The sequence below is a fragment of the Pseudanabaena cinerea FACHB-1277 genome (genome assembly GCF_014696345.1).
GTDB lineage: Bacteria > Cyanobacteriota > Cyanobacteriia > Pseudanabaenales > Pseudanabaenaceae > Pseudanabaena > Pseudanabaena cinerea.
Window position 1 is genome coordinate 23,356 of record NZ_JACJPY010000008.1, and the last position, 23,102, is coordinate 46,457.

At 45.5% G+C, this 23,102-nt stretch carries 14 protein-coding genes and 1 pseudogene; 4 read left to right on the plus strand and 11 right to left on the minus strand.

The window, feature by feature from the left end; genetic code table 11:
• Window positions 1-171 precede the first annotated feature (171 nt).
• Both H6F44_RS04355 and H6F44_RS04360 read right to left on the minus strand, forming a co-directional pair.
• Window positions 172-765, minus strand: coding sequence for a Uma2 family endonuclease (locus H6F44_RS04355; protein WP_190349808.1), 594 nt, complete (start codon window positions 763-765; stop codon window positions 172-174).
• Between the two features lie 148 nt (window positions 766-913).
• Window positions 914-1,102, minus strand: coding sequence for a DUF4351 domain-containing protein (locus H6F44_RS04360; protein WP_322096164.1), 189 nt, complete (start codon window positions 1,100-1,102; stop codon window positions 914-916).
• Between the two features lie 46 nt (window positions 1,103-1,148).
• On the opposite strand from H6F44_RS04360, the gene H6F44_RS04365 reads away from it, so the two are divergent.
• Window positions 1,149-2,009, plus strand: coding sequence for a Uma2 family endonuclease (locus tag H6F44_RS04365; protein WP_190349734.1), 861 nt, complete (start codon window positions 1,149-1,151; stop codon window positions 2,007-2,009).
• Between the two features lie 58 nt (window positions 2,010-2,067).
• On the opposite strand, the gene H6F44_RS04370 is transcribed toward H6F44_RS04365, so the two are convergent.
• Window positions 2,068-4,323, minus strand: a complete 2,256-nt coding sequence (locus tag H6F44_RS04370; protein WP_190349735.1) for a DUF1796 family putative cysteine peptidase — start codon at window positions 4,321-4,323, stop codon at window positions 2,068-2,070.
• Window positions 4,324-4,456: 133 nt separating this feature from the next.
• The gene (gene uvrB, locus H6F44_RS04375) at window positions 4,457-6,460 is read right to left on the minus strand and encodes an excinuclease ABC subunit UvrB (protein WP_190349736.1); all 2,004 of its coding nucleotides are present in this window, start codon (window positions 6,458-6,460) and stop codon (window positions 4,457-4,459) included.
• Between the two features lie 167 nt (window positions 6,461-6,627).
• Between uvrB and H6F44_RS24235 the strand changes: the two are divergent.
• Window positions 6,628-6,795 (plus strand): annotated as a pseudogene (locus H6F44_RS24235) (IS4 family transposase); the annotation flags it as partial.
• A 209-nt stretch (window positions 6,796-7,004) separates the two neighbouring features.
• On the opposite strand, the gene H6F44_RS04380 reads toward H6F44_RS24235, so the two are convergent.
• Window positions 7,005-7,466 (minus strand): Spy/CpxP family protein refolding chaperone, encoded by a 462-nt coding sequence (locus H6F44_RS04380; protein ID WP_190349737.1) that lies wholly within the window; start codon window positions 7,464-7,466, stop codon window positions 7,005-7,007.
• 200 nt (window positions 7,467-7,666) lie between these two features.
• Here H6F44_RS04380 and H6F44_RS04385 point away from each other — a divergent pair, with 200 nt between their 5' ends.
• Together H6F44_RS04385 and H6F44_RS04390 are read left to right on the plus strand one after the other, a co-directional pair.
• Window positions 7,667-8,521 carry a Tab2/Atab2 family RNA-binding protein gene (locus H6F44_RS04385; RefSeq protein ID WP_190349738.1) on the plus strand — a complete coding sequence of 285 codons (855 nt, stop codon included), beginning with the start codon at window positions 7,667-7,669 and terminating at the stop codon, window positions 8,519-8,521.
• A 103-nt stretch (window positions 8,522-8,624) separates the two neighbouring features.
• Window positions 8,625-9,467: a C39 family peptidase gene (locus tag H6F44_RS04390; protein WP_190349739.1), complete on the plus strand. Its 843-nt coding sequence runs from the start codon at window positions 8,625-8,627 to the stop codon at window positions 9,465-9,467.
• 91 nt (window positions 9,468-9,558) lie between these two features.
• On the opposite strand, the gene H6F44_RS04395 is transcribed toward H6F44_RS04390, so the two are convergent.
• From H6F44_RS04395 to H6F44_RS04420, 6 genes are all read right to left on the minus strand, one after another.
• Window positions 9,559-11,418 carry a DNA repair protein RecN gene (locus H6F44_RS04395; RefSeq protein WP_190349740.1) on the minus strand — a complete coding sequence of 620 codons (1,860 nt, stop codon included), beginning with the start codon at window positions 11,416-11,418 and terminating at the stop codon, window positions 9,559-9,561.
• A gap of 46 nt (window positions 11,419-11,464) precedes the next feature.
• On the minus strand, window positions 11,465-17,341 hold the full coding sequence (locus tag H6F44_RS04400; protein WP_190349741.1) for a hybrid sensor histidine kinase/response regulator: 5,877 nt from the start codon (window positions 17,339-17,341) through the stop codon (window positions 11,465-11,467).
• A gap of 58 nt (window positions 17,342-17,399) precedes the next feature.
• Window positions 17,400-19,733, minus strand: a complete 2,334-nt coding sequence (locus tag H6F44_RS04405; RefSeq protein WP_190349742.1) for a methyl-accepting chemotaxis protein — start codon at window positions 19,731-19,733, stop codon at window positions 17,400-17,402.
• Between the two features lie 375 nt (window positions 19,734-20,108).
• Window positions 20,109-20,636, minus strand: coding sequence for a chemotaxis protein CheW (locus H6F44_RS04410; RefSeq protein WP_190349743.1), 528 nt, complete (start codon window positions 20,634-20,636; stop codon window positions 20,109-20,111).
• Between the two features lie 139 nt (window positions 20,637-20,775).
• Entirely contained in the window at window positions 20,776-21,144 is a 369-nt protein-coding gene (locus H6F44_RS04415) for a response regulator transcription factor (protein ID WP_190349744.1), read from the minus strand.
• A gap of 414 nt (window positions 21,145-21,558) precedes the next feature.
• Window positions 21,559-23,082, minus strand: coding sequence for a YifB family Mg chelatase-like AAA ATPase (locus H6F44_RS04420; RefSeq protein ID WP_190349745.1), 1,524 nt, complete (start codon window positions 23,080-23,082; stop codon window positions 21,559-21,561).
• Between the last annotated feature and the right edge of the window lie 20 nt (window positions 23,083-23,102).

The following is a 23,102-nucleotide window of genomic DNA, read 5'->3' on the forward strand; positions in this document are numbered from 1 at the left end:
TCTTTAGCCCTTTTACCCTTTACACTTTCTTCTTTTCTCTTCTCCTTCGCCGTTAGGCGATCCAATTTTTTTTCACAATCCATTAATGATATTGGGGTACATTTACATGATGCGCGGTCATGAATTGTTGTGATATGCGATGCCATCTACACTAGATCGGCTTTCCTTCATTTATCCTAGCAGAGCATTAACTGTAGTACTAAAGCCCGTAAGCACTAATGAAGCCACAATTTCATCAGCTATATAAATCTTACGTGATTCTTGGGTTAAAACTACAAGCAACCGCTCCTCACCGAAAATCAACCAAACTTCTTGACAACCCGATCGCAAGTATTCATTTGCCTTAGCAAATACTTCATTGGCAATATCAGTCGGTGAAACGATTTCAGCAATTAAGGGGAAGCTCTGGGGCAAAGTGGACAAATTGCCATACTCAGCAAACAACTCAGGGGTGAGATAGGCAACATCAGGTCTACGTCCTCGATCTAAAGTGTGGCAAGGTACTTCTGTATATACTTCACCACCAATACCAGAATTTTCAACGTGATTGCCCCAAAGTCTTCCAACTCTGCTTTGCACCCGACTATGTTGTAATGTCATACCTGTTTTTTCAATTAAATTACCGTTTACCCATTCACTGCCATCAGATGGGGGATTTTTCACCCATTCATCTAGAGAAATTTCAAGAGAATTTTCAAGGGTGTTTTTGGGAATAGCTATTTCTTCGGGTTCAGTATTTTTTTCAGCGATCGCAGTACTAACCATAATTTTCACTGGGCTAATTTGTCCTAATTATACAAAACACCTTTACCTCTCTGCCCGTTGTCACAGTTGGAGATGCTAAGCGAATTTTAACTGATAGTAGTTGTCGAGATCTTTGTCTACATCGGCTTCTAGTTTTTCAAGCAGGAATCTAATCTTCCAAATCAAACAAAGCTTCACTCAACTCATCTAACTGCTCTAGCGTAAGCTGATTCAGCAAAGCCCTAATCTCATCGGGTAGAGTTCCTAACTTGCGAGCAAGTTGTTTGCATAAAAGCGATCGCATACCTTCCTCATCAATTTTAACAGGTTGATCGGTTTGAGATCGCCTATTTCCCACAACGCCCCATGCTAAAATTTTACTGGCATATCTCTAGGGAGTTACTATGCAAATCACCGAAGCACCGATTAAAGCCAATATTTCTTCACCAGTCCCCACTGCAACCCTTACCCTCCCCGATCATAAACAATTACCAGACTCAGACGGAACCTTTGTGAAAAACTTTCAGGAACACCCGCAAAGTATTGTTTTAACCAGTTCGATCGCCCCAGTTCTCGACAAATTACATCCCGATGGACGCTATTGCATTGGTCAAGATAGCGGTATCTATTGGCGCATGATGGAACCACCCGAAAAGGGAGCCGAAGCCCCCGATTGGTTCTATGTGCCGAACGTACCGCCGCTTCTTGATGGTGAATATCGCCGTTCCTATGTGCTGTGGAAAGAGTATGTCGCACCATTAATTGCCATTGAATTTGTGTCTGGCAATGGAGCCGAAGAAAGAGATGCAACGCCGCCTAGTGAGACGGACAAAGCAGGAAAGTTCTGGGTTTACGAGCAGGCGATTCGGATTCCCTTTTATGTGATTTTTGATGGATTTAGGGACAGTCTTGAGGCTTATCAATTGATTAATGGTCGCTATACCAAGATTCAGACCAACGATCGCGGTCATTATGCCATTCCGCCGATGGGTGTGGAACTTGGGCTGCTCTTAGAGAATGGCGTATCTTGGTTGCGCTGGTGGGATGAATCAGGAAATTTATTGTTAACGGGCGATGAAAGGGCGATCGCCGAGAAACAGGCAAGATTGAACGCTGAGGCGATCGCCGATCAACAAAAAGCGATCGCTGATCAACAAAAGGCGATCGCTGAGCAAGAACGTTTTGCCAAACAACAAGCCGAGCAGAAAGCGCAACGTCTAGCAGAAAGGCTAAGGGCGCTTGGATATGATCCAGAAGACATTTGAAAACCTCAAGTGACCGAGGCGATCGCAAAGATGCCGCACATTGTGCAGCATCTTTGCACTAAGCATTGGGAGGACACCAAAAGAGATTTTGACTGGATACACCCAAAGATTCTAGAATTTCCTTCATCTTTCTCGTGCATTCCCACCAATAGTCTTGGCTGTCATACATCCAGTCGGGGCTGAAGTGTAAGTCGTAATGGATCAATTGGGGAATATTCGCAAATTCGGCACTGGACTGTTGAGAAATCAATAGTAATCGAAATGGTTTGCCTTTACATTTGATTGTCAGCTTCTCCATGAGATCGAAGACGTAATCGCGATTAGTGACCCCTGTACGGACAAAGAGAATCTCGTCAGCATGATCAATCGTATAGAGAAAGCGCTTTGCCCTTGCCGAATAGCGCGATCGCATCCGTTCAAAAATTGGCTGCATATTATTAATTGGATCTTCATCATCTTCCACTTCATGCCCAAAGGATAAGCCCGACCATTTAGAATGATAAATGCGGCGTTCAGTGGAGTTGTAGTGGAGATAGGCTGGATTCCACATATCATGGAAATCATTGGCAACCATATCGGCAACATCACCTAAATTGGTAGAACGTGCCAGATCAAAGGGAAATGCAGGACCATCGTACTCCATTTTATAAAGGAGCATTCTCGCAGCACAGCGATCGCCTAGAGGTAAAATCGCAATGCGGCTAATTTCTGACAACTTGCATTTATATTGGAAAATTATCGTGGACTTGGCTGGGGCTTTGACGCGGCTCTCCAAACCGCGATCGCCGATCATCATTGTCCGAAAAGGCGCATCGGGGACAACAGGATCATGGTAAACACCCACAGGCATTGCCGCTAAAGCTGCCCGCATTTCCTTCCACATGGGATGTAGGTTATAGTCTTCATCGGATTCGTTAATAATCCTGATGGTGCGATCGCCCTCTTTGAGAACGCCGATATGTCCATCGTAATAGAGGATTTGGGCAAACTGCGGTGCAAAGAATTTAAGCGCAGAGCAGTATTGCAAGTCAGCACCAACGGGAATGGCAGCATGGTTACTAATTGCACCTGTGGAGGTAATGCTCAGTAATGGCAATAGCCCTAACTCATCATTTTTGGCAAGGTAGGTTCCTGATGCTAATTTGGATTTTAGTTGGAGAGCGACTTGCAGTTCTTGCCAAGTTGGAGTGATGTCATAGATATGGGGGGATTGATTGATAATTCTCAAGGTTTGGGCTTGATTATCCACCAAGATTTCAAAGCCATATTTATCTTTATATACAATCTGATAACTGCTTTGGTAAATGATCGGTTGACTTTGCTTGGATTCTAACTGCGCTGGCGCAAAAACATCTAGGTCGATCGCCTCAAACATCCGTTGATGTCCCAAACTATTGGGATGGGCAACGTCTAAAGTCAACTCAGGCTGCCAACGTCCAGAACCATTGTCCAATACATCCAACCAATCTAAGATTGGTACATTCCATTGCTGCATTCGAGCATGGGTATCACGCACCAGCCAGCTATGTTCGGGGCTGTAGTCACCGTGGGGATATAGTCCGCCAATAATGGGAACTGCGCCAAGATCGCGGGTCATTTGAATTAATTGCAGCAATCCACTTTCATAGCGGCGTTGCACAGCGCGGCGATCATGGGGACGACAATATGCTAAGCCTTCATTACCTAGAGATAGGGCGATGATCACCACATCGGGCTTCTCATGGACAACTACCGATGCAAAGCGCTCAATGGTGCTGCTTACATTTGCCCCCAATTGGGAACGATTGATTAGTTGACATCCATATTTTTGTTCTAGAGCTTGCGCCAGTTGATGCGCCCAACCCTTGAGTAACCAAGCACTACAACCCATCGCCACCGAACTGCCGATCACTAATACCTTCCGTCCTGTACTGACAGATTGCGGCTGATCTTGGGGGGACGATTGCTGATCAACATAGCCATAGGGATAGGCAGAAATTATGCCAAAACTACCATCATCCACAATTAGGGTGGGTTGATGACTATACAAATATTCCTGTTCTAGGGGAACCCAACGATTTTTGCCGTCTTTTGTTTCCCACTCCAACTGCTCATCGGCAGCAACTCTAACGTATTTATACTCAATCCTATGGTCTAGTTGTTGCTTTGATTGGGCAGACAACTCCAGTTCTAAATGCCACATAGGATAGCGATCGCCAGAGGTATGTAACGGCACATATTTCTGAGGGTTCCATGCCCCTAACTCTGGAGTAGAGCCGATTATGCCAATTGTTTCACCTTGGCGGGTGGGCGCTTTTACCTGAAATCGATACATGAAAATATCTACTCTAAATCGAGATTTGTAGATAAAGCTAACATTTTTTGGTTCATAAGTCTGTTTTAGAAACTACAGCTTTTATAGCTGTCACCTATCTTTTTAGGACATAGAGCGCAAAGCACTCTATGTCCTAACTTTTACCCAATAGACGATCGCGTAGAGATTTAATTTTGTCGCGAAAGGTGGCGGCGGCTTCAAATTCTTGTTTTTTGGCGGCATCCTTCATTTGCACTTCCAACTGTTCGATCAAGGTGGGAATATCATCTAGGGGAATTTCCTTAACATGATTCACTGCATATTCCAATTGACGCTCATTGAGGCGGCGCGATACCGATAGGAAGTCAAGAATGGCATTGCCTTCAATGGACTTCACAATCGAACGTGGGGTAATTTGATGCTCTTCATTATATTTGATTTGAATATTACGGCGGCGTTCTGTTTCTGAAATGGCTTTGTCCATACTCTTAGTCAGGCGATCGGCATACATAATCACCCTGCCTGCCACATTTCGCGCTGCCCTGCCAATAGTCTGAATCAGCGATCGCTCTGCCCTTAAAAAGCCTTCCTTATCGGCATCCAAAATTGCCACTAAGGATACCTCTGGCAAGTCTAGCCCTTCTCTTAGCAAGTTCACCCCGATCAGAATATCAAATACCCCCTTTCGCAAATCTTGCAGAATTTCAATACGTTCGATGGATTTGATATCGGAATGTAAATATCTGACCGCCAAATTGCGCTCTTGGAAATAGGTGGTCAAATCCTCAGCCATGCGCTTGGTTAGGGTGGTAATCAGGACTCGTTCTTTTTGTTTAATTACATTCTGAATCTCATGGTACAGATCATCCACCTGTCCATCCGTGGGGCGCACAGATATTTCAGGATCAATAATTCCTGTGGGGCGAATAATTTGTTCCACTACCTGTTCCGAAACCTCGATTTCCCAATCCCCAGGGGTGGCTGATACAAATACACATTGCTTCACCATTTCCCAAAATTCATCGGACTTGAGGGGGCGATTATCGGCGGCGCTGGGCAGACGGAATCCATGTTCGATGAGGGTCATTTTGCGGGCGCGATCGCCGTTGTACATCCCGCGAATCTGCGGCACGGACACATGGGATTCATCCACCACCAGCAACCAATCATCCTTGGGGAAATAATCCACTAAACAAGCGGGAGATTCACCTTCCTTGCGTCCTGCGAGATGTCGCGAATAGTTCTCCACTCCATTACAAAAACCCACCTCACTCAATAGCTCCAAATCGTACTTAGTGCGTTGTTCTAACCTTTGTGCTTCTAATAATTTGCCAGCATTAGTTAATTCCTCTAGTCTAGCCTCCATTTCTTCACGAATCTCTTTACAAGCAATTTCGAGGCGTTCCATTGGTGTGACAAAGTGACGGGCAGGATAGATATTCAGCGCATCCATACTTTGTAAGATCTCGCCCGTTACAGGGTCAACATAACGAATTGCCTCAATTTCATCCCCAAAAAATTCAATCCGAATAATCCGATCCTCATAGGCAGGACCAATCTCTAGAATATCGCCCTTTACCCGAAATTTGCCACGCCCTAGCTCAATATCATTACGTTCGTACTGTACATTCGTTAAAGCCTTGAGCAGTTCCCTTTGGTCATATTCAACGCCCACGCCTAGAGGAATAGAAGCCTTGAGATATTCTTCGGGAATGCCTAAGCCATAGATGCAGCTTACGGAAGCAACCACAATCACATCTTTACGTTCAAACAGCGATCGCGTGGCGGAATGGCGCAGCATATCGATTTCATCGTTGATCGAGGCGGTCTTCTCAATGTAAGTATCGGTAACGGGAATATAGGCTTCAGGCTGATAATAGTCGTAATAGCTAATGAAATATTCCACAGCATTGTTAGGAAAGAATTCGCGCAACTCATTGCATAACTGTGCTGCCAGCGTTTTGTTGTGGGCAAGGACAAGGGTGGGCTTTTGATATTGGGCGATCGCATTGGCGATCGTCATGGTTTTGCCAGTGCCTGTCGCCCCTAAAAGGGTCTGATAGCGTAAGCCTTTTTTTAAGCCATCAACTAATTGGGTGATCGCTTTGGGCTGATCGGCGGTGGGCTGCCAAGGGGTACGAATATCAAATAAGGGCATGGGGTTATGATCTAGTGAAAAGGTGATAAAAATTATCAATCCCGATCATACCAAACCTAACGATTCGGTCTTAGCGCGATCGCCTCATCGGTAAAGCGTAAACCTAGAAAATAAGATAATATTTTAGATAAAGTGAATTTAAAATGTAGGAAGCGATTATAACTGGCTCTGGCTTATGGCAATCTCTCATCAAGCCTCTCAAGCCTAAAAAACATGGGCGCTTACCTAAAAGTATTTTTCGTCTTGGCTTTGATTTCCTCCGTGATATCATTTTTGACCTTCATCTCAATTCTCACGCCTTTTTTGACTCCATTAAATTTTTGTCCTGTACTTAGAATTTAGGAAAAAAGTGGTGGCTATGGATAGAAAATTGAGGGCGGCGGCATAAATCGCGTTTATAACTTAGACAATTAAGATTTCATGTTACGCAGAATGCAGATGATGAACCTCTTGCTGCTAGCTAGGCAGGGCAACCACAGGGGGATTGCCCCTACCTGCATAATTCATGTTTTGTGTGCCATTCTGTAATTAGCGCATCCCACCACTAGCGCATCCCACCACTGCGGCGAGATTCACGCATAGACTGACGTTGTTCCCGATGAGCTTGCAACTGTGCCTTCTGCTCTGCTGTCAACACATTGTCCATTTGCCTTTTGGAATCTTCATGAATTGCTCGCATCTGTTGTTTCTGAGCTTCGGTCAAGTTAAGATTTTTTTTACTCCAGCCGTCCCGATTGCCCGATTGACGCATTTGCTCAACCTGAGCGCGTTGTTCGGCGGTCAAGACGTTTTGACGGCGAGCCATCGCACTTTCGCGAATTGCCTTCATCTGCGTTTTTTGGGCTTCGGTCAAGTTCAATTTTTTCCAAACACCATCGCGATGTTTCATCTTTTCAGTGCGGTTAGGAGTGGTTGACTGGGCAAGAGCCAAGCTGGGAAGAGTGGCAGCACCGACAGCAATGGTTACACAGGCGATCGCGACAACTTTCTTGATATTGCTAAGCATTGGTTTTCTCTTTAGTAATTATGTGTGAGGAATTGTGAGGTGAGTACTGAATTATCTGTACAGGGGTTTTGACCGTCAGTAAGTTGCAAAGGTTCAAAGTTTTCTAAACTGCAAGATTTTTCGTGTTTTCAGATCGCGCTTTGCGCTGTAGGTTATAAGTGTCAAGATAAATAAATACAATAAATACAAGAATATTAGTAATGTCGAAAATTTGGGAGCTAGATTTTTATTCGCGTCCGCTATTGGATGCCAATAACAAAAAAATTTGGGAATTGTTAATTTGTGATCGCGATCGCCAGTTTGAATGGGTACGGGAATGCCCGTCTAATCAGGTCAATGCGGAATGGCTGGCAAAGCAATTAGTTGAATGTGTCGAGTCCACAGGACAAACCCCGATCAAAATTCGCTTTTACCGTCCTAGTATGACCAATATCATTGTGCGGGGCTGCACCCTTGCAGGGATTACAGGGCAAGCATCGCGGCGCGTATTTACGATGTCAGCATGGTTAGCCGAACGCATGGCAGTAATTTATCCCAATCGCGAAGGATTTCAGGCGGTTGATCCCAACCCGCTCCCCCTCAAGGTTTTGGCGGCGCAAGATCCTAAGCCCCTGCCCGATGCACTGATGGGCGATCGCTGGATTTCCGTTTCCCTTCAGGCAAAGGATTTTGCCGAAGCGCAGGATTGGTCAATGGACTTTAGTGAGTTGCTAGATGTTAGCCATCTCGACCCAGAAACGCCCATAGCAGGCATTATTATCATTTCAGGCAGGGCAACGGCTCTAGCCGCTTGGATGTCGGGGGTCGATCCTGTATTTATGCGATTTGAACGGAGTTTGATGGGCGATCGCGTCACAATGCAACTAGAAGCCAGTGCCGATGCGCGTTGGGTACTAGCCAAACTGCAAGCCCCCAAAGATCAAGCGGCGATCGCCCAAGCCGATAGCTTTGAAAAAGCCAAACGAGATGCCCAAGGGTTTCATTTTCTGGCAGTCCAAACAAATCCTGAACTAGAGCATTTTGCAGGGTTTTGGATGCTCAAAGATGTTCTATAGTCTGGATTTAAGTGCGGCAGTGCAGAGTGTCGCTGCACTTGTTTTGGTTTGGCACTGTATATGCGATGATTTATAGCATTGTTGCACTTAACTCCATTGTCCTATGCCTAAAGCGATCGCCGAAGCAGATACTTTTCTTAAAAAAAGCCTTGTTGGTTCAAGTGACCTCGCCAATTCAGAGAAAATTTTCCTTAAAAAGGGGCATGAATTTTTCGTCACTGAATATAGCCCCGATCGCAATCAGCACTTATTGCTTACCCTTGCTTCACCAGTGACAACTATGGATGGCAAGACCAAGATCCAAAAGGTCTATGCCTATGATCCCCATATCAAAATTGAGGGTGAAGATGTCAATCGCTTGATCAAGTTACCCGTGAAGTATGCTTGCCAATTGGATAACGACGAAGCAATTTTTGGCCCTGGTTGGCGGCAGTGCAATACCACCAGTAACACGATGTTAGCTGACTACTTACTCAATGGTGAACTCAGCAGGATGGCACAGGCGCAAGGGTTTCCAGAGCCTGAGTCGGTCTATATGCGTTTAGTCGGCAAATACGGCGACACAACCGATCATGATGCTCAAACATGGGCTTTAAAAGAATTGGGAATTAATTCTTACTTTAGCTATTCCCTCTCCGCTAAAGATGTGTTGCTGTCACTAAAAGCGAATGTTCCTGTGGTTGTGGGATTTGCTTATAAGGGTAGCGGTCACATTTGTGTAATCGTGGGTCATGATCCTGATAAGAAGAATTGGCTAATCCATGATCCCTATGGCACTCGTCACGGCGCAAGCGATAGTTACGATGTCGGTGTCGGTGGTCAATATGATGCTTACACCTATGATGTGATGCAGCGCATATTCTGGGATGGTGGCGGTGAAGCTGGCTGGGGCAGAATTGTCACTAGCGTCAAGGGCAAACCCACAGGTTTACCCTCTGGTCTATAGTTTGCGCTTTGCGCTGTTTTTCTAGAGAGAGTAGCGGTGCTTCGCGCCGCCGCTCTTTTGGGGTTTGAAAAACAGCTACGCTGTTTGATTATTAACGATTACTCGTTTTAATCGCCAAAGCTTGCTCCAATAGCGACTCAGCAAAAGCGATCGCCTGCACTTCCGAGCTATTGATATTGTTAGCACTATCATTAAGACTTTTTCCTTTTTCCTTTTTCCCTTTTCCTTCTTTCTTTTCCTCCTCAAAAACCTGTCCCGAAACAATTTGCGCTAGTTCCTGTTTGCGCTCTGCCAATTCTAAAAGGCGGATCTGCACTTGGGTACGATCGCCTGTTATCTGCTTGCTGACGTGAAAATGTTGATCGGCGATCGCGGCGATTAGGGGTTGATGGGTTACACAGAGAACCTGAGAGCTGCGACTGATTTGCCATAGTTGGGTGGCGATCGCCTTGGCTACACGCCCCGACACGCCCGTATCAATTTCATCAAACACCATTGTATTTGCTCTGATTGGTTCCTCCTGCAAATCTTGAGTTTTACGCTCTTTATGCTCTTTTTGAATTTTCTGATTCTTTTGATCTAGGGGCTTGAGATTGATAAAACAGGTTTTTAATGCCAATAAAAAACGGCTCATTTCCCCACCCGAAGCAGTTTCGGCTAAGGGTTGCAAGGGTTCGCCCAAATTTGGACTAAACTCAAATACGATGCGATCGCTGCCCGTTGCCGTTGGCTCCATCGGATATAGTCCCACCTGAAAGCGTACCTTTTCCATCGCTAACATTTTTAGATTGGTAACTTGTGACTGCTCAAGGGCGATCGCAGTTTGGCGGCGCAGTTCCGTTAATTTTTGACTGGCTTTAACTAAAGCTTCGGCATCGGCGGCGGCTTGACGTTCTAAATCTTCGATGGAAGTACTTTGATCCGTTAGCTCTGCTAGTTCCATTTGCAATTTTTCAGTATAGGCGATCGCTTCGGGTAAAGTGCCATATTTGCGACAAATCTGCTTTAGTTGATTAATCCTCTGTTCGATTGATTCTAATTGCTCAGGGTCAGACTCAAGGCGATTGGTATAATTATTGATTTGCCGCCCCGCTTCTTCGACCTGGGCAAGGGCGCTAGACACTAGCTCCAGAATGCTTGCCACTTCTTGATCCCATGTCGTCATTTCCGTCAGCATGATTTCCGCTTTCCCCAATAAATCTGCACAGGCTAAACCACCTTCGTTTTGATAGAGGGCTTCATAGACTGCATAGCCCTGTTTCTGTAACTCCACCCCATGGACAAGGCGCTGGCGATCGCTCTGGAGTTGCTCTAGTTCATCAGGCTCACCGAGATTTGCCGCTTCTAATTCCTTCAATTGATATTGCAACATATCTAGATGCTGAAGGCGATTGCGTTCATTTTGCTGACGCTCAAACAGCGCTTTGCGCGATCGTTCTTTAGCTTCAAATAGTTTAGCCACCTTTTGACGCTGTGCTGAGATGGCATTTTTTAATAATTGATCGCCAAAATTATCCAACCATTCCCTCTGTTGCTGGGACTGGCTCAGCAAAATTGTCTGTCCCTGCGCCGTAATTTCCACAAGGCGATCGCGCAAATCTTGAATCTGTTGCTTATTTACCACCACGCCGTTAACACGGGTACGATTACTTTTAGCAGTAATCTCACGGCTGCAAATGAGCGTATCCGCATCTAGAGCCTCAATTTCCTGCGCGGTCAGCCATTGGGCGATCGCTGTATTTGTCGAAAAGGTAGCTTCAATATTTGCCCTTGTTTCTCCTGTCCGCACCATTCTCACTGAAACCTTACCCCCTAAAGCCACATCTAGGGCATCAAGAATAATCGATTTCCCTGCTCCCGTTTCACCTGTAAGAATATTCAGACCTGCATAGAGGTCAAGTTCGAGGCGATCGATTAGGGCAAAGTTCTCAATTTTTAAATTCAGAAGCATATTATTTTCTAACTGATGACCGCCCTTTGCACGGCCATCAATTTATTTAGATTGGTAAAGTTTCGCCATTCAACAAGCGTTTAGAAGCACTCAATAGTTCTTCTTCCAAATAGGGCTTGGTGAAATAGCCCTTAGCTCCATGTTGAATTGCCGATTGGCGGTGGCGATCGGCTCCACGAGAGGTGAGCATCGCCACAGGGATTTGCTTGAGACGCTCATCCTTTTGTAATCTAGATAGTAAGTCCAAACCATCCATGCGCGGCATTTCGATATCACAGAAAATCATGTCGCAGGGTAAGCCCGCTCGCAGTTTTTCCCATGCGTCCTGCCCATCCTTTGCCTGCTCAACGCGATAACCCACCTTGGCAAAGGTCAATGACAATAGTTCGCGCACCGTAATCGAGTCGTCTACAATCAATACGGTCGGATCTGCTGCCACATCTTCTTCCACCATAGGTTGAATCGGTGCGCTGCTGGTGGAAGGTCGCAGTCTACCACTAGCAATGTCAAATAGTTCTAGAACGTTGGCGATCGCCATTACGCGCCCATCACCTAATACCGTTGCCCCTGCAATACCCGCAGGCTGAGGAATTGGACCCTCCAATTGTTTAATTACAATTTCGTATTCACCAAGGAATTGATCCACCTGTAAGGCAAGATAATTCGTATCATTGCGAAGAATGATGATGCAAAGTTCGTCATTATCCTGCTTACCATAAATATTACTGCGACTAAGGTGGCGGCTATAGCTCAATAGATTAGACAAGTGTTGGAATGGCAAGAGGGTATCCCGCCAAGGCAAGCAGGGCTGTCCCTTCTGGTTGAGTACGATCTGACTTTGAGGGACTTCCACCATGTCTTCAAAACCATCAACGGGGAAGGCAATTCGGGCGCGATCGCTGATACAGAACATCGCCTTAGAAATACTCAAGGTCAGGGGTAAGCGAATGGTAAAGGTTGTACCCTTACCGATCGCTGACTCGACAATAATCACGCCACGAATTTCATCTAGACAGGTTTTGACAACATCTAGACCCACACCGCGCCCCTTAAACTCATCTGCCTGCGCTGCCGTACTAAATCCAGCCTCAAACAGTAGTCCATAGACTTCCGTTTCATTTAGCTGATTCACCTCACTCTGGGTACGCACACCCTTAGCAACAGCGCTTTTCTTGACTTTTTCAGGATCAATCCCTGCACCATCATCACTGATGGAAATAACAGTTTGGTTGCCTTGGTGATAGGCTCGCACAGTGAGCCGACCTGTGCCAGATTTGCCCGTTCTTTGGCGGGTTATGGGATCTTCCAAACCATGATCGATCGCATTATTGACCAAGTGGGTAAGCGGATCGGTGAGGGATTCCAAAATCGCTTTGTCAATTAAAGTTTCCCTGCCAAAAACTTCGAGTTCGGCCTGTTTACCAGTCTTGAGAGAGCGATCACGTACCCCTCTAGGCAAGCGATCGGCAAGCTGAGCAAAGGGAACCATGCGCGACTGCTTAAGATCATCCTGCACCTGTGTAGTAATCGTGCCTAGCTGACGGGTTACTTGATCTGTCCCACCCACCACAAACTCAATGTCTGAAGCCGATTCCCTGACCCTGACAATTAGCTCAATAATTTCCTGTGATAAAACATGGAACGTATTGTAACGGTCAAATTCGATTCCTTCAAAGTCGCGACTCACCGAAGTATTGCCCCCAAGGTCGCTAGAAAAGGAGGAATCTAAACTATAGGATGAGCGTCCTCGCCCTGCACTCAGCGATGCTTCTAAAAGTGAGCGATCGTATTGATCCCGCATTCTTTGTGACACATCACTCAGCAATTGCACCTGATGCAATAGATTGGTGATGAACACTTGCAGCCGTTCCTGTTCCTGCTCCAATAGATTACGATTAACGACCAGTTCCCCCACCAAGTTATTTAAACTATCGAGATACTTAACATCCACCCGCATCGTTGAATCTGCCAATTTCTGCTTGCGGTTCATCGCCATGGGCTTAGCAGGAGCCTTGGTTTTGATTGGTCCCACATCCTTTGAAAATGCCGACTGAAGCATACTCTCCAAATCATCAAAGTCATCGGCGGGCTTGGGGGGCGCACTATTGACCGCACTATTGACCGAGGTTTGAGCCAAGGACAGATTGGCTTTTGGAGATCCCAACTGCTCCGTAACTGCACTATCGTCACCCAACAATGCTTCCAAATCATCAAAATCCATTGCGCCGATACTGCTATCATCCTGATTTAGAGCAGATTCTGCATCAGACACACCATGATCTATTTCGACAGAATGACCAATCATTGCTTCCAAATCATCAAAATCGAAACCGTCATCAATGCCATTTAATTCCAATGGCGTATTGAGAGAATGCAAGTCCCCGTAGTTGGGTTGAGAATCATTAACATATTCACTATCCGTAACGGTGGCTGTTGAGATTGGGCGATCGCTGACATTCAGATCAGGTACATCATTATCATAGTCACCTTCAAGTTCTGAAATGAAGTTCTGCATATTTTCATAATCAGAAAGTGCCACATCTCCTTGCTCCATTGCCTCCATTGCCATGCCTTGATCGACAGTGATTTCAACAGCATCGGCATCATCAAAGTCTTGCACTATACTAACTTCCGAATCATCATCCCCTTGAAAAAAGTCCACTAAGCTGTCAATAGTGCTACTGGCGCTAGCATCTGTAAAGTCCACATCATCCATGGTCAATTCATCGATTGTCAGACCATCAATTAAATTTTCTCCTATTTCATTAGTTCCTGTTTCGCTATAGTCATATCCATCAGTACCAAATTCAGCAAGAAAGCTATCATCATTAGTCTCATCATTGGATTCGTCAGCGATCGCCCCTACTTCGGAGGAGTCACCGTCAAAATTGCTAGCAAAATCATCAAACGAATCGCCAATTGAGCTGTCTATCCCATTATCAGCAAATAAATCATCGGGGCGATCAACATTGTCATCATTAATATTGATATCTGTGATATCCGCATTAACATCTGTAATGTTATTCTCAAGATCATGCACTAGTATCAGATCATTTTGCTCGCTTGCCCCAAACTCATCAAAACCATCCCCAAAGGGAGCAAAGCTGTTAATTGTCACAACTTCCAAATCTGTGGAGTCGTTCTCATCAGCACCAGCAAACATATCGGCTAGATCGCGGATATCATGGATTTCTGCACCATCTAAATCATCGATTTGCATCTCCAGATCGTCGGATTGGTCAGGGGGGATAGCGATCGCCATTTCCTCAACAATTTCATCGTCTAAAGCCGCAGGAGTATCTGCTACAAATTCAAATTCATCCGCAGAAATTGCGCTCGATGCAAACTCAGGTAATTCATTAGTGGCGATCGTTGCCCTAGAATTGATAAATTCCAGTTCGTTCTCCTCAAATTGACTCTCCTCAAATTGAGACATTCCAAAACTATCAACTGGCGCAGCAGACATATCCGCATAATCAATGGTTGAAGATTCTTGCTCAGATGCTGCAAAGAAGTCGCCTAGATCATCGCTACTAAGGATGCTTTGTGGATCATGAGCATCAGTGGCTGAGTCTGGCTGCATCGCTGCATCTAGATCAAAATTCATATCACTATCCATATCCGCAGCATCGCCAAAAATCTCCAAGTTATTCTCAACTGTGTCATCACTTAAATCATCACTTAAATCATCACTTAAATCATCACTTAGGCGAGAATCCTGCTCGGCGCTGTCTGCATAAAATTCAATATTATCTCCAGCAAGGCTATCAAAAGCACTATCAGTATCAAAACCAAGCTCATCAAAAATGTTCGTTTCGATCGCCATTTCTTGCTGCGACTCAGCTTTCTGGTTGTCTAAGCTATTGGCATGATTGAGGGCATCATCTGCAAATGGCTCCATCAAGGCTTGATCCAAATTACCATCGATCGCAAAGGGATCATCCAGAAAGTCCATGCCAGCATCTGTCATGCCAAAAGGCTCATCAACAACTTCCATTACATCCGTTTCATTTGCTGCATTGGATAGGTCATGAATTGACGTTTCTGCAAACTGCACCTCGATCTCAGATGTGTTCAGGTTCTCTAAGAAATCAGTTTCCCCAGGCTCAATAATTGCATCTGTAATTTCTGTAGTTAATGGATGTAGTGTCTCCTCAGGCTCACTAGTTTCTTCTATATTGTCAGCTATATTATCAGCGTCCTCTGCAAATAGGTCGTTTAAGGAAGCTGGCACAGAGACATTTGCATCTGTATCACTAACCCCAAAATCTAGATCATGCTCTAGATCTGAAGACTCTATCCAACCTTGATCCATCTCACTATCAAAAGCCAGATCCTCATTAGGCTTAATATCAGAGAAATCAGAGGAGTTTTGTACGGCGATCGCTCCTAGATCTCTAGTCTCACTAGGCTCTAGATAATCAATGTCATCGGGAAACAGTGCATCATCTCCATCGCGATCATCGCTGATTGCATCTGCACTCAAGTTGTCATCCTCATCTTCAAGCCCGCCAAACAACTGATTGATTTCACTTCCCCTTCCATTCCCATCACCTCTGGGTTCTACCTCAGGCGCAGAAGCCCCAATCAATAGATCGGCAAACTCATCATGGGCGGGAAATTGTGAGTCCATACCCTGGTTACTCATATTTGTTTCATTGGACTCGATATCTTCCCATGCCGCCTCAAAGTCGATATCATCATTTTCAAATAGAACTGCCAAAGACTTTAATTCCGAAGCACCAACCTTAGGACCATCAATATTTTGATGATCGGTAGATTCAAAATCACCATCGATCCAATCTAATTGATCAATTGAGTCAGAGGTGATTTCAGATAAATCAAAAGACTCCTCTCCCATTTGGGCATCTGCGGACATTGGCTTGGTCAGATCATCAGGGTTAGCAAATAGATCAATCTCTTCCGTAGAATTGGTTGCCAATATTGACAGATCAAATTGGTCATCAATTTGATCTAACGCTCCAATTTGGGATGGCTGAGCGCTATGGACATTTGTATTTGCTGTCAATTCTTGAGCGTTAAAATAATCTGGCGCAGTCGTGAAAATAGTGCTGACCTCATCATCTTCGTCACTGGAGGAGGTATAAGGCAATAAATCCTGTAGTTTTACAGAAATCTTGATCTCGTGGTCACGGTTTGCCAAGACTAAATCCTGTGCTTCCTTTAACTCTCTAATTAGGATCGGCGCTAACTCACGATAGGAGTTGCTAGGCTGGGCGATCGCATTTTTGGATTGAGTCGCCAAATTAGTCCAACTACGCAGATCAAATTTTTCACCAATATCACGGAAATAATTACAAATCTCATGTAACTGCGCTCTTGTTTCCGCATTATCCTCGCCACGAAATAGCTGGAGCATATCGCGCATTTTTGTGGTCACTTCTTTCTGAAATACCACTTCCTTGGAGATCTCAGGAGGTGCTATTTGTTTTTGGGGCAGCACGATCTGTAATGTGGTGAGAGCATGATCGCTATCCGTTAACTGGTTCAGATAGGATTCTAATTCGGCAAAGACAGGCTTTACCCTTGTACTGGTTTCAAGGGTTAGTTCATCGGAAATCTTATAGGCAACTTGCAGCTCATCTAACAGCTCAGATAGCGGATCAAACCCCGCTAGCAATAGGCTCTTAAGGCGTTCGTCCACAGAGATATTGGGACTTTCCTTGATGATTTTAAAAAAGTCCTCCAAACGGTGGGCAACGTGCTGAATACTGCTAACCCCCAACATTGCCGCCCCCCCCTTAATCGAATGCGCGGCTCTAAATAATTCATTGATTGACTCGGCATCGCCCAAAATATCCTGAAGATTCAGGACACCCTGCTCAATGGTATGCAGATGTTCACGGGCTTCCTCAATAAAGTAGCCCATAATACGTTGTTGTTGTTGCTGATCCGAGTTCATGACAGAATCCTCTCAAAGATTTGGGTATGATTAGCTAAACTTAGAAGAAAAGGGGGAATTAGCGCCCTCCCGTTGTTTTATCACTTGCATCAACGCGGAACCTTTCCACAGATTCTTGGAGACTTCGGGCAACACCCACAAGATTTTGCAGTGAGGCTGATACCCGTTGAGACTCTTGAGATGTTTCTTGGGCTGTTAATTCAACGGACTGCATAACTTGAGATACTGTTCTTGAAGTTTCCGTCTGTTTGACTGTATCTTCAGTAATCGACAATACCAAAGTCTCAATGCGGTGCGAAACTTGGATAATGTCAGCCAGGGATTGGCGAGCCTGCTCAGCTCGTTTTGTACCATCGATAACCTGCTGTGTCCCGACTTCCATCGCCTGTTGTACGTTACTAGTCTCACTTTGAATCTGTAACACAATTTGTTCGATTTCCTTCGATGCTTTAGCAGCCCGATCCGCCAACTGACGTACTTCGTCAGCAACGATCGCAAATCCTCGCCCTGCATCCCCTGCCCTTGCCGCTTCAATACTAGCATTGAGTGCTAATAAGTTAGTACGCGAGGCGATCGAAGAAATTAAACCAACAATTTTAGAGATTTCCTGCGAAGACTCACCCAATCGCTTAACCTTGCGAGTAGTCTCAGCAACAGTTTCACGAATGTCGAGAATACCAGACACCGTCCGTTCTACCGCATCACCGCCCTTGATCGCCGTTTCTGATGCCAGTTTTGCCACTTGTTCCGCTTCGCGGGCGCTTTCAGCTACACGCTGAATTGATTCGGTCATCATCTGCACTGAGTTGAGGGTGACACTCAATTCTTCAGCTTGGCGCAACGCATCCGACGATAGGCTTCGCGCAAAAGCTTCATTTTCACGAGAGCCATCGTTTACCTGACGTGCCGCAATTTTTACTTGGTTAACAATTTCGCGCAGGTTTTGAATGGTGAGGTTAAAGGAGTCAGCAACCGCACCCAATACGTCAGCCGTTACCTCTGCTTGCACGGTCAAGTCACCTCTTGCTGCGCCTTCTACGTCATCCAGCAAGCGAATTACCTGCCGTTGCAAGTCTTCCTTAGCTTGCTCCTGTTCCGCCGCCTTACGTTGGGCTTCGTTAGTATTGGCAACAATCGTTTGGATCATTTGATTAAAGCTAGTGGACAATCTGCCAAACTCATCCTCGCTGTAAATGCTGGCGCGAGATGACATATCGCCACGAATGACAGCCTCAAACTGCGCTTGAAGATTCTGGGTCGACTGCTCAATTAGCTTTGCCGATCGCTTGCTCAGACCCCAAGCCACCGCCCCACCAGCGATCGCCCCAGCCAATCCCATCATCCAGCCTGTATTGCGGACTTGCTCCCGTTCCCCCTTATTGGCGATCGCGCCTATGGTGTAGTTAGTCACAAATCCCGCCGCAATTAATGCAACTATGCCTGTTAAGACTGCTGTGACTACACTTTTAGTCTTAAGAGGCATATTGTCAAAGGGGGCAAAAATACTTCCCTGCTCTCCTGCCTCAACAGCCATTTCTGCACCCGCCCGACCGCTACTCACAGGCGCATTAATCCCCCCCAGACCAAACAACTCCGCCTCATTATCAGGCTGACCAAATCGGCTACTAGTAACATCCCGCGCTACTGCCGTATTGTTATTATTCGACCTAGCCGCCGAAGTCATAAAGTCTTGATTACTAAAATCAGCCATCGACGATTCAGAAGCCATTTGCGTCGCGTCAGCATCGCCAAATGAGTCTGAGTAAGACGTATAAGCAGAATTGCCAATATCGTCAAAATCATCAAAGTCATCCATAGAAATAACATCATTGCCCATGCTGACATTGCCAACAGAACTATTAGTATATCCAGAGCTAAAGTTGGTCTTAGGCTCAGCTTGGGTTTCACCACCATAGCTATAACCACTGCCGTTCATTGAGCCATCGCCACTAAAGTCTTCAAAGTCAAAGTCATTACTAATTCCTGTAGTAGCTTCGGGGCTTTCCCAATTGCCCTGCATATAGGTTGAGGTTGCTTGATTGTAGCTACTGTTGTTGACCTCATAAGCATATTGATTATCTGTAGTGCCATCAATACTGTAGCCATTGTCATCCGTGTCTAGCCTTTCCTTGGCAGCCGCTATGCCACTATGGGCATATTCAAGGATTGAGTTGTCATCGGTAAGTTGCAGGACAATCTCGTACTCCCCAATACAATCTTGATAGCGTTCTAGAGCCAGATTGATATGAGCATGGAGTAATCGATACATAGGATCGCTAGGACAGGCTTTAACCAGATGCTGCGTAACTTGTGCTGCTTGGCTATAATCTCCCTGCATATATGCTAGAGAAGCCTTTTCATATTCTTTTTGATATTGCGTACTTGATGCCATGTGCTTTCTCCTAAATACCCTAAAATCGCCGCCATTATCTCGAATTCATCGCCAAAATCTTATTGTAAAATTTGATCGAATTAGCTGTTTCTGTGATTGATTTTAATTAGTCCTTGCTATCCGGTTTTTTGTAACTCAGTGACCTCTCATTTTTAGCAACGCATTCGCTTAGCAATGCTTTTTTGCTTGTATGCTAGGTGTCGTTTAGGTCGGTTTCTCAATTTGCGCTCCCATAGATTTACATAAGTTTTGCATATAGTATAGTTATTAGGCGTTGTTGCTAATCATGATTAATGTATGAATTCGAGCTAGCAAAAGCAAGGACAAGGTTAGTTAGTCAAATTACAGGCTGTGTCTGATTGAGTATGGATGCGGTTAGGATGCCCATCGAGCAGAGCGTAAAATATTCACCTGATCCAATAGCTTTAACGGTTCACCTTCATCCATTATCCACTCGCCTTTAATAAATGGAGCCATGCTGTCCACGCTATTTCTAGAGATAGTTAGTTTACTAGGATCAAGCCAAGCCATAACGCCTATTTGCTCAACCGCCAACCCCAGCATCATGCCTTGGTCTTCAATGGCAATAATGGAGACTTCCGAGCGATCAGTATTTACAGGCGGTATTTCTCCCAAAAACTGACCAAGATCGCCTACCCAAACTACTCTACCCCGAATATTCACTGTACCGAGCAGTAAGGGCGAGACATTAGGCATGGGATTAATTCGATCTGGAGAATATTCTATAACTTGGCTAACGCCGATCGCTGGTAGGGCAAACTCAATTCCTGATGCCACAAAAAAGCGCAGGTGTAGCTCACCTTCGGGAGCTTCGATCCCTTGCTCAAAATCAGTGGTTTGATCTTGCCCAATTCCAGGGAAAAAGTCTTGATTTCCTACCATATTTTCAGAATCCCTGTCTTGCAAATTGTAATTGTTTAAGAGGCATTTTTTAACTTCGGAGAATTTTAGAGCAGATAGTAACGGACAGAGCTTAAATAATCAAGAATTGTCCATACTTTTGGCAACTCCACAAAAATTCTTAAGCTTTTCTAAGTAACTGCCGAATCGTACCAACTAACTCTTGGGGCTGAAATGGCTTGGCAATGTAAGCATCTGCCCCCTGTTTCATCCCCCAATAACGATCAAATTCTTCACCCTTAGAAGAACACATCACCACGGGGATACGCTCGGTTTTGGGATCGGTCTTGATGCGCCGACATAGCTCATAGCCGTTCATTCGAGGCATAACGATATCCATAACAACTATATCTGGATAGTTGCTTTCCATTTTCTCAAGGGCTTCTACGCCGTCATTTGCGGTGTCGACTTTTAAGCCACTGCCTTTGAGTAAGTCCTCAATCATTTCTCTTTGTGTGACACTATCTTCTACCACTAGAACTGTACTCATACTTAAATGCCCTGATATGCTCCTCTCACTAGCAAACCACGTCAAGACACAAAATAACCACGCTCTACTTTGTGTCATCAAATCCCCAACGAAGAAATGGCATAGCCATTGTTTAGTTGGCAAACCCTTACTGGATTTAGTTTCTAACCCACAAAGATGTTGTCACACTTTTGCGAATTGCGGCGAATTGCGCTGAATGAAATCCCAGAAAGATTTTTGCAAGATGCGCGGCGCGATACGTTCAAAAATCTTTCTGTAATATTGAAAGCCTTAATAGACTGTAATATTACTAAACAATATAGTCTTGCAGAGGAAAGTACTGCAAGATATAAAGCAAAGATATATTAATCTTGATTGTTATAATTTGATCAAGATTGCTCAATTTCTCTCAGATTGCTCACGGTTAGTCAATATTTAGGTAACGCGATCTAGGGTGCGATATTGTACTGCTTCGGCAATATGCACTACCTCGATTTGCGATGAATTGGCGAGATCGGCGATGGTGCGAGATACTTTGAGGATGCGATCGGTCGCACGGGCAGATAAACCTAAGCGCTTGATGGCGGCTTCTAGTAAATTGCGCGAAGGCTCATCAAGTTGGCACCACTGACGGATATGTCTTGATTGCATCTGAGCGTTGCAATTGACTCTAGATTCCCCTTGAAAGCGTTGTTGTTGCAAGTCCCTGGCGGCTTGGACACGCTGTTTGACTTCGCTGGAGTTTTCGCCTTCGGGCGATCGCGTCATTTCATCAGCTTTTAAACGCGCCACCGTCACCTGTAGATCGATGCGATCCATTAATGGTCCTGATAGCTTTGCCCAATATTGTTCACGCTGGCGGGGTGTGCAGGTGCATGGCTGCACCGAGTCGCCATAATATCCACATTGGCAAGGATTGGTACTGGCTACTAATGTAAACTGCGCGGGGAAGGTAACGGACTGGCGGGTGCGGGATATGCTGACGAAGCCATCTTCGAGGGGCTGGCGCAAAAATTCGAGGACATCCCGCTTAAATTCTGTAAGTTCATCCATGAACAATACGCCATTGGTGGCGAGGGTAATCTCTCCAGGTCTGGGGAAACTGCCGCCACCGACTAGGGCGGGACCAGAGGCGGAGTGGTGGGGGCTACGAAAGGGGCGATCGCTGACTAAACCCTTACCCTTGAGCAACCCTGCGACAGAGTGAATGCGGGTAACTTCTAAGGCTTCGTCAAAGGTCATATCGGGCAGAATGCTGGGCAATCTTCTGGCTAATAGGGTTTTGCCTGAGCCGGGAGGTCCTACAAAAATTAGGTTATGCCCACCTGCGGCGGCGATCTCTAGGGCGCGGCGGGCGTGTTGCTGCCCTTTTACATCTTTGAGATCGAGCTTAAAATTGCTATCATGCCATTTAACTTGGGGATCGGCTGTGACGGGTTGATATTTTTGGGGGTTGGCTAAAAAGTCGCCCACTTCAGTAATGCTTTGTAAGCCATATACCTTAATCTCTTTAACCAGTGCAGCTTCTTGGGCATTTTCCTTGGGGACGATGATCCCTGCTACTCCTAGACGCTGGGCGGCGGCAGCGATCGGCAATACTCCTGAAACTGGCCGTAGGGAACCATCAAGGGAAACCTCACCCAAAAACAAATGATCGCCTAGTAACTGGGGATCAACCTGCTCAGATGCGGCAAGAATACCAATACTAATGGGTAAGTCAAAGATTGGCCCCTCCTTGCGAAGATCGGCGGGGGTAAGATTAATTACAATTTTACGCATCGGGAAGGCGTAGCCCGCATTTTTGATCGCTGCCTTGACCCGTTCACGGCTTTCCTGTACTGCGGTATCGGGCAGACCCACGAGGGTGATTCCGGGCAACCCCCCTGACACGTCAACCTCCACTCCGACTTGAATAGCATCAATGCCAAGTATAGTGGCGCTCCAAACCCTTGCTAACACTCTTTTGCCAAAAAATTAAA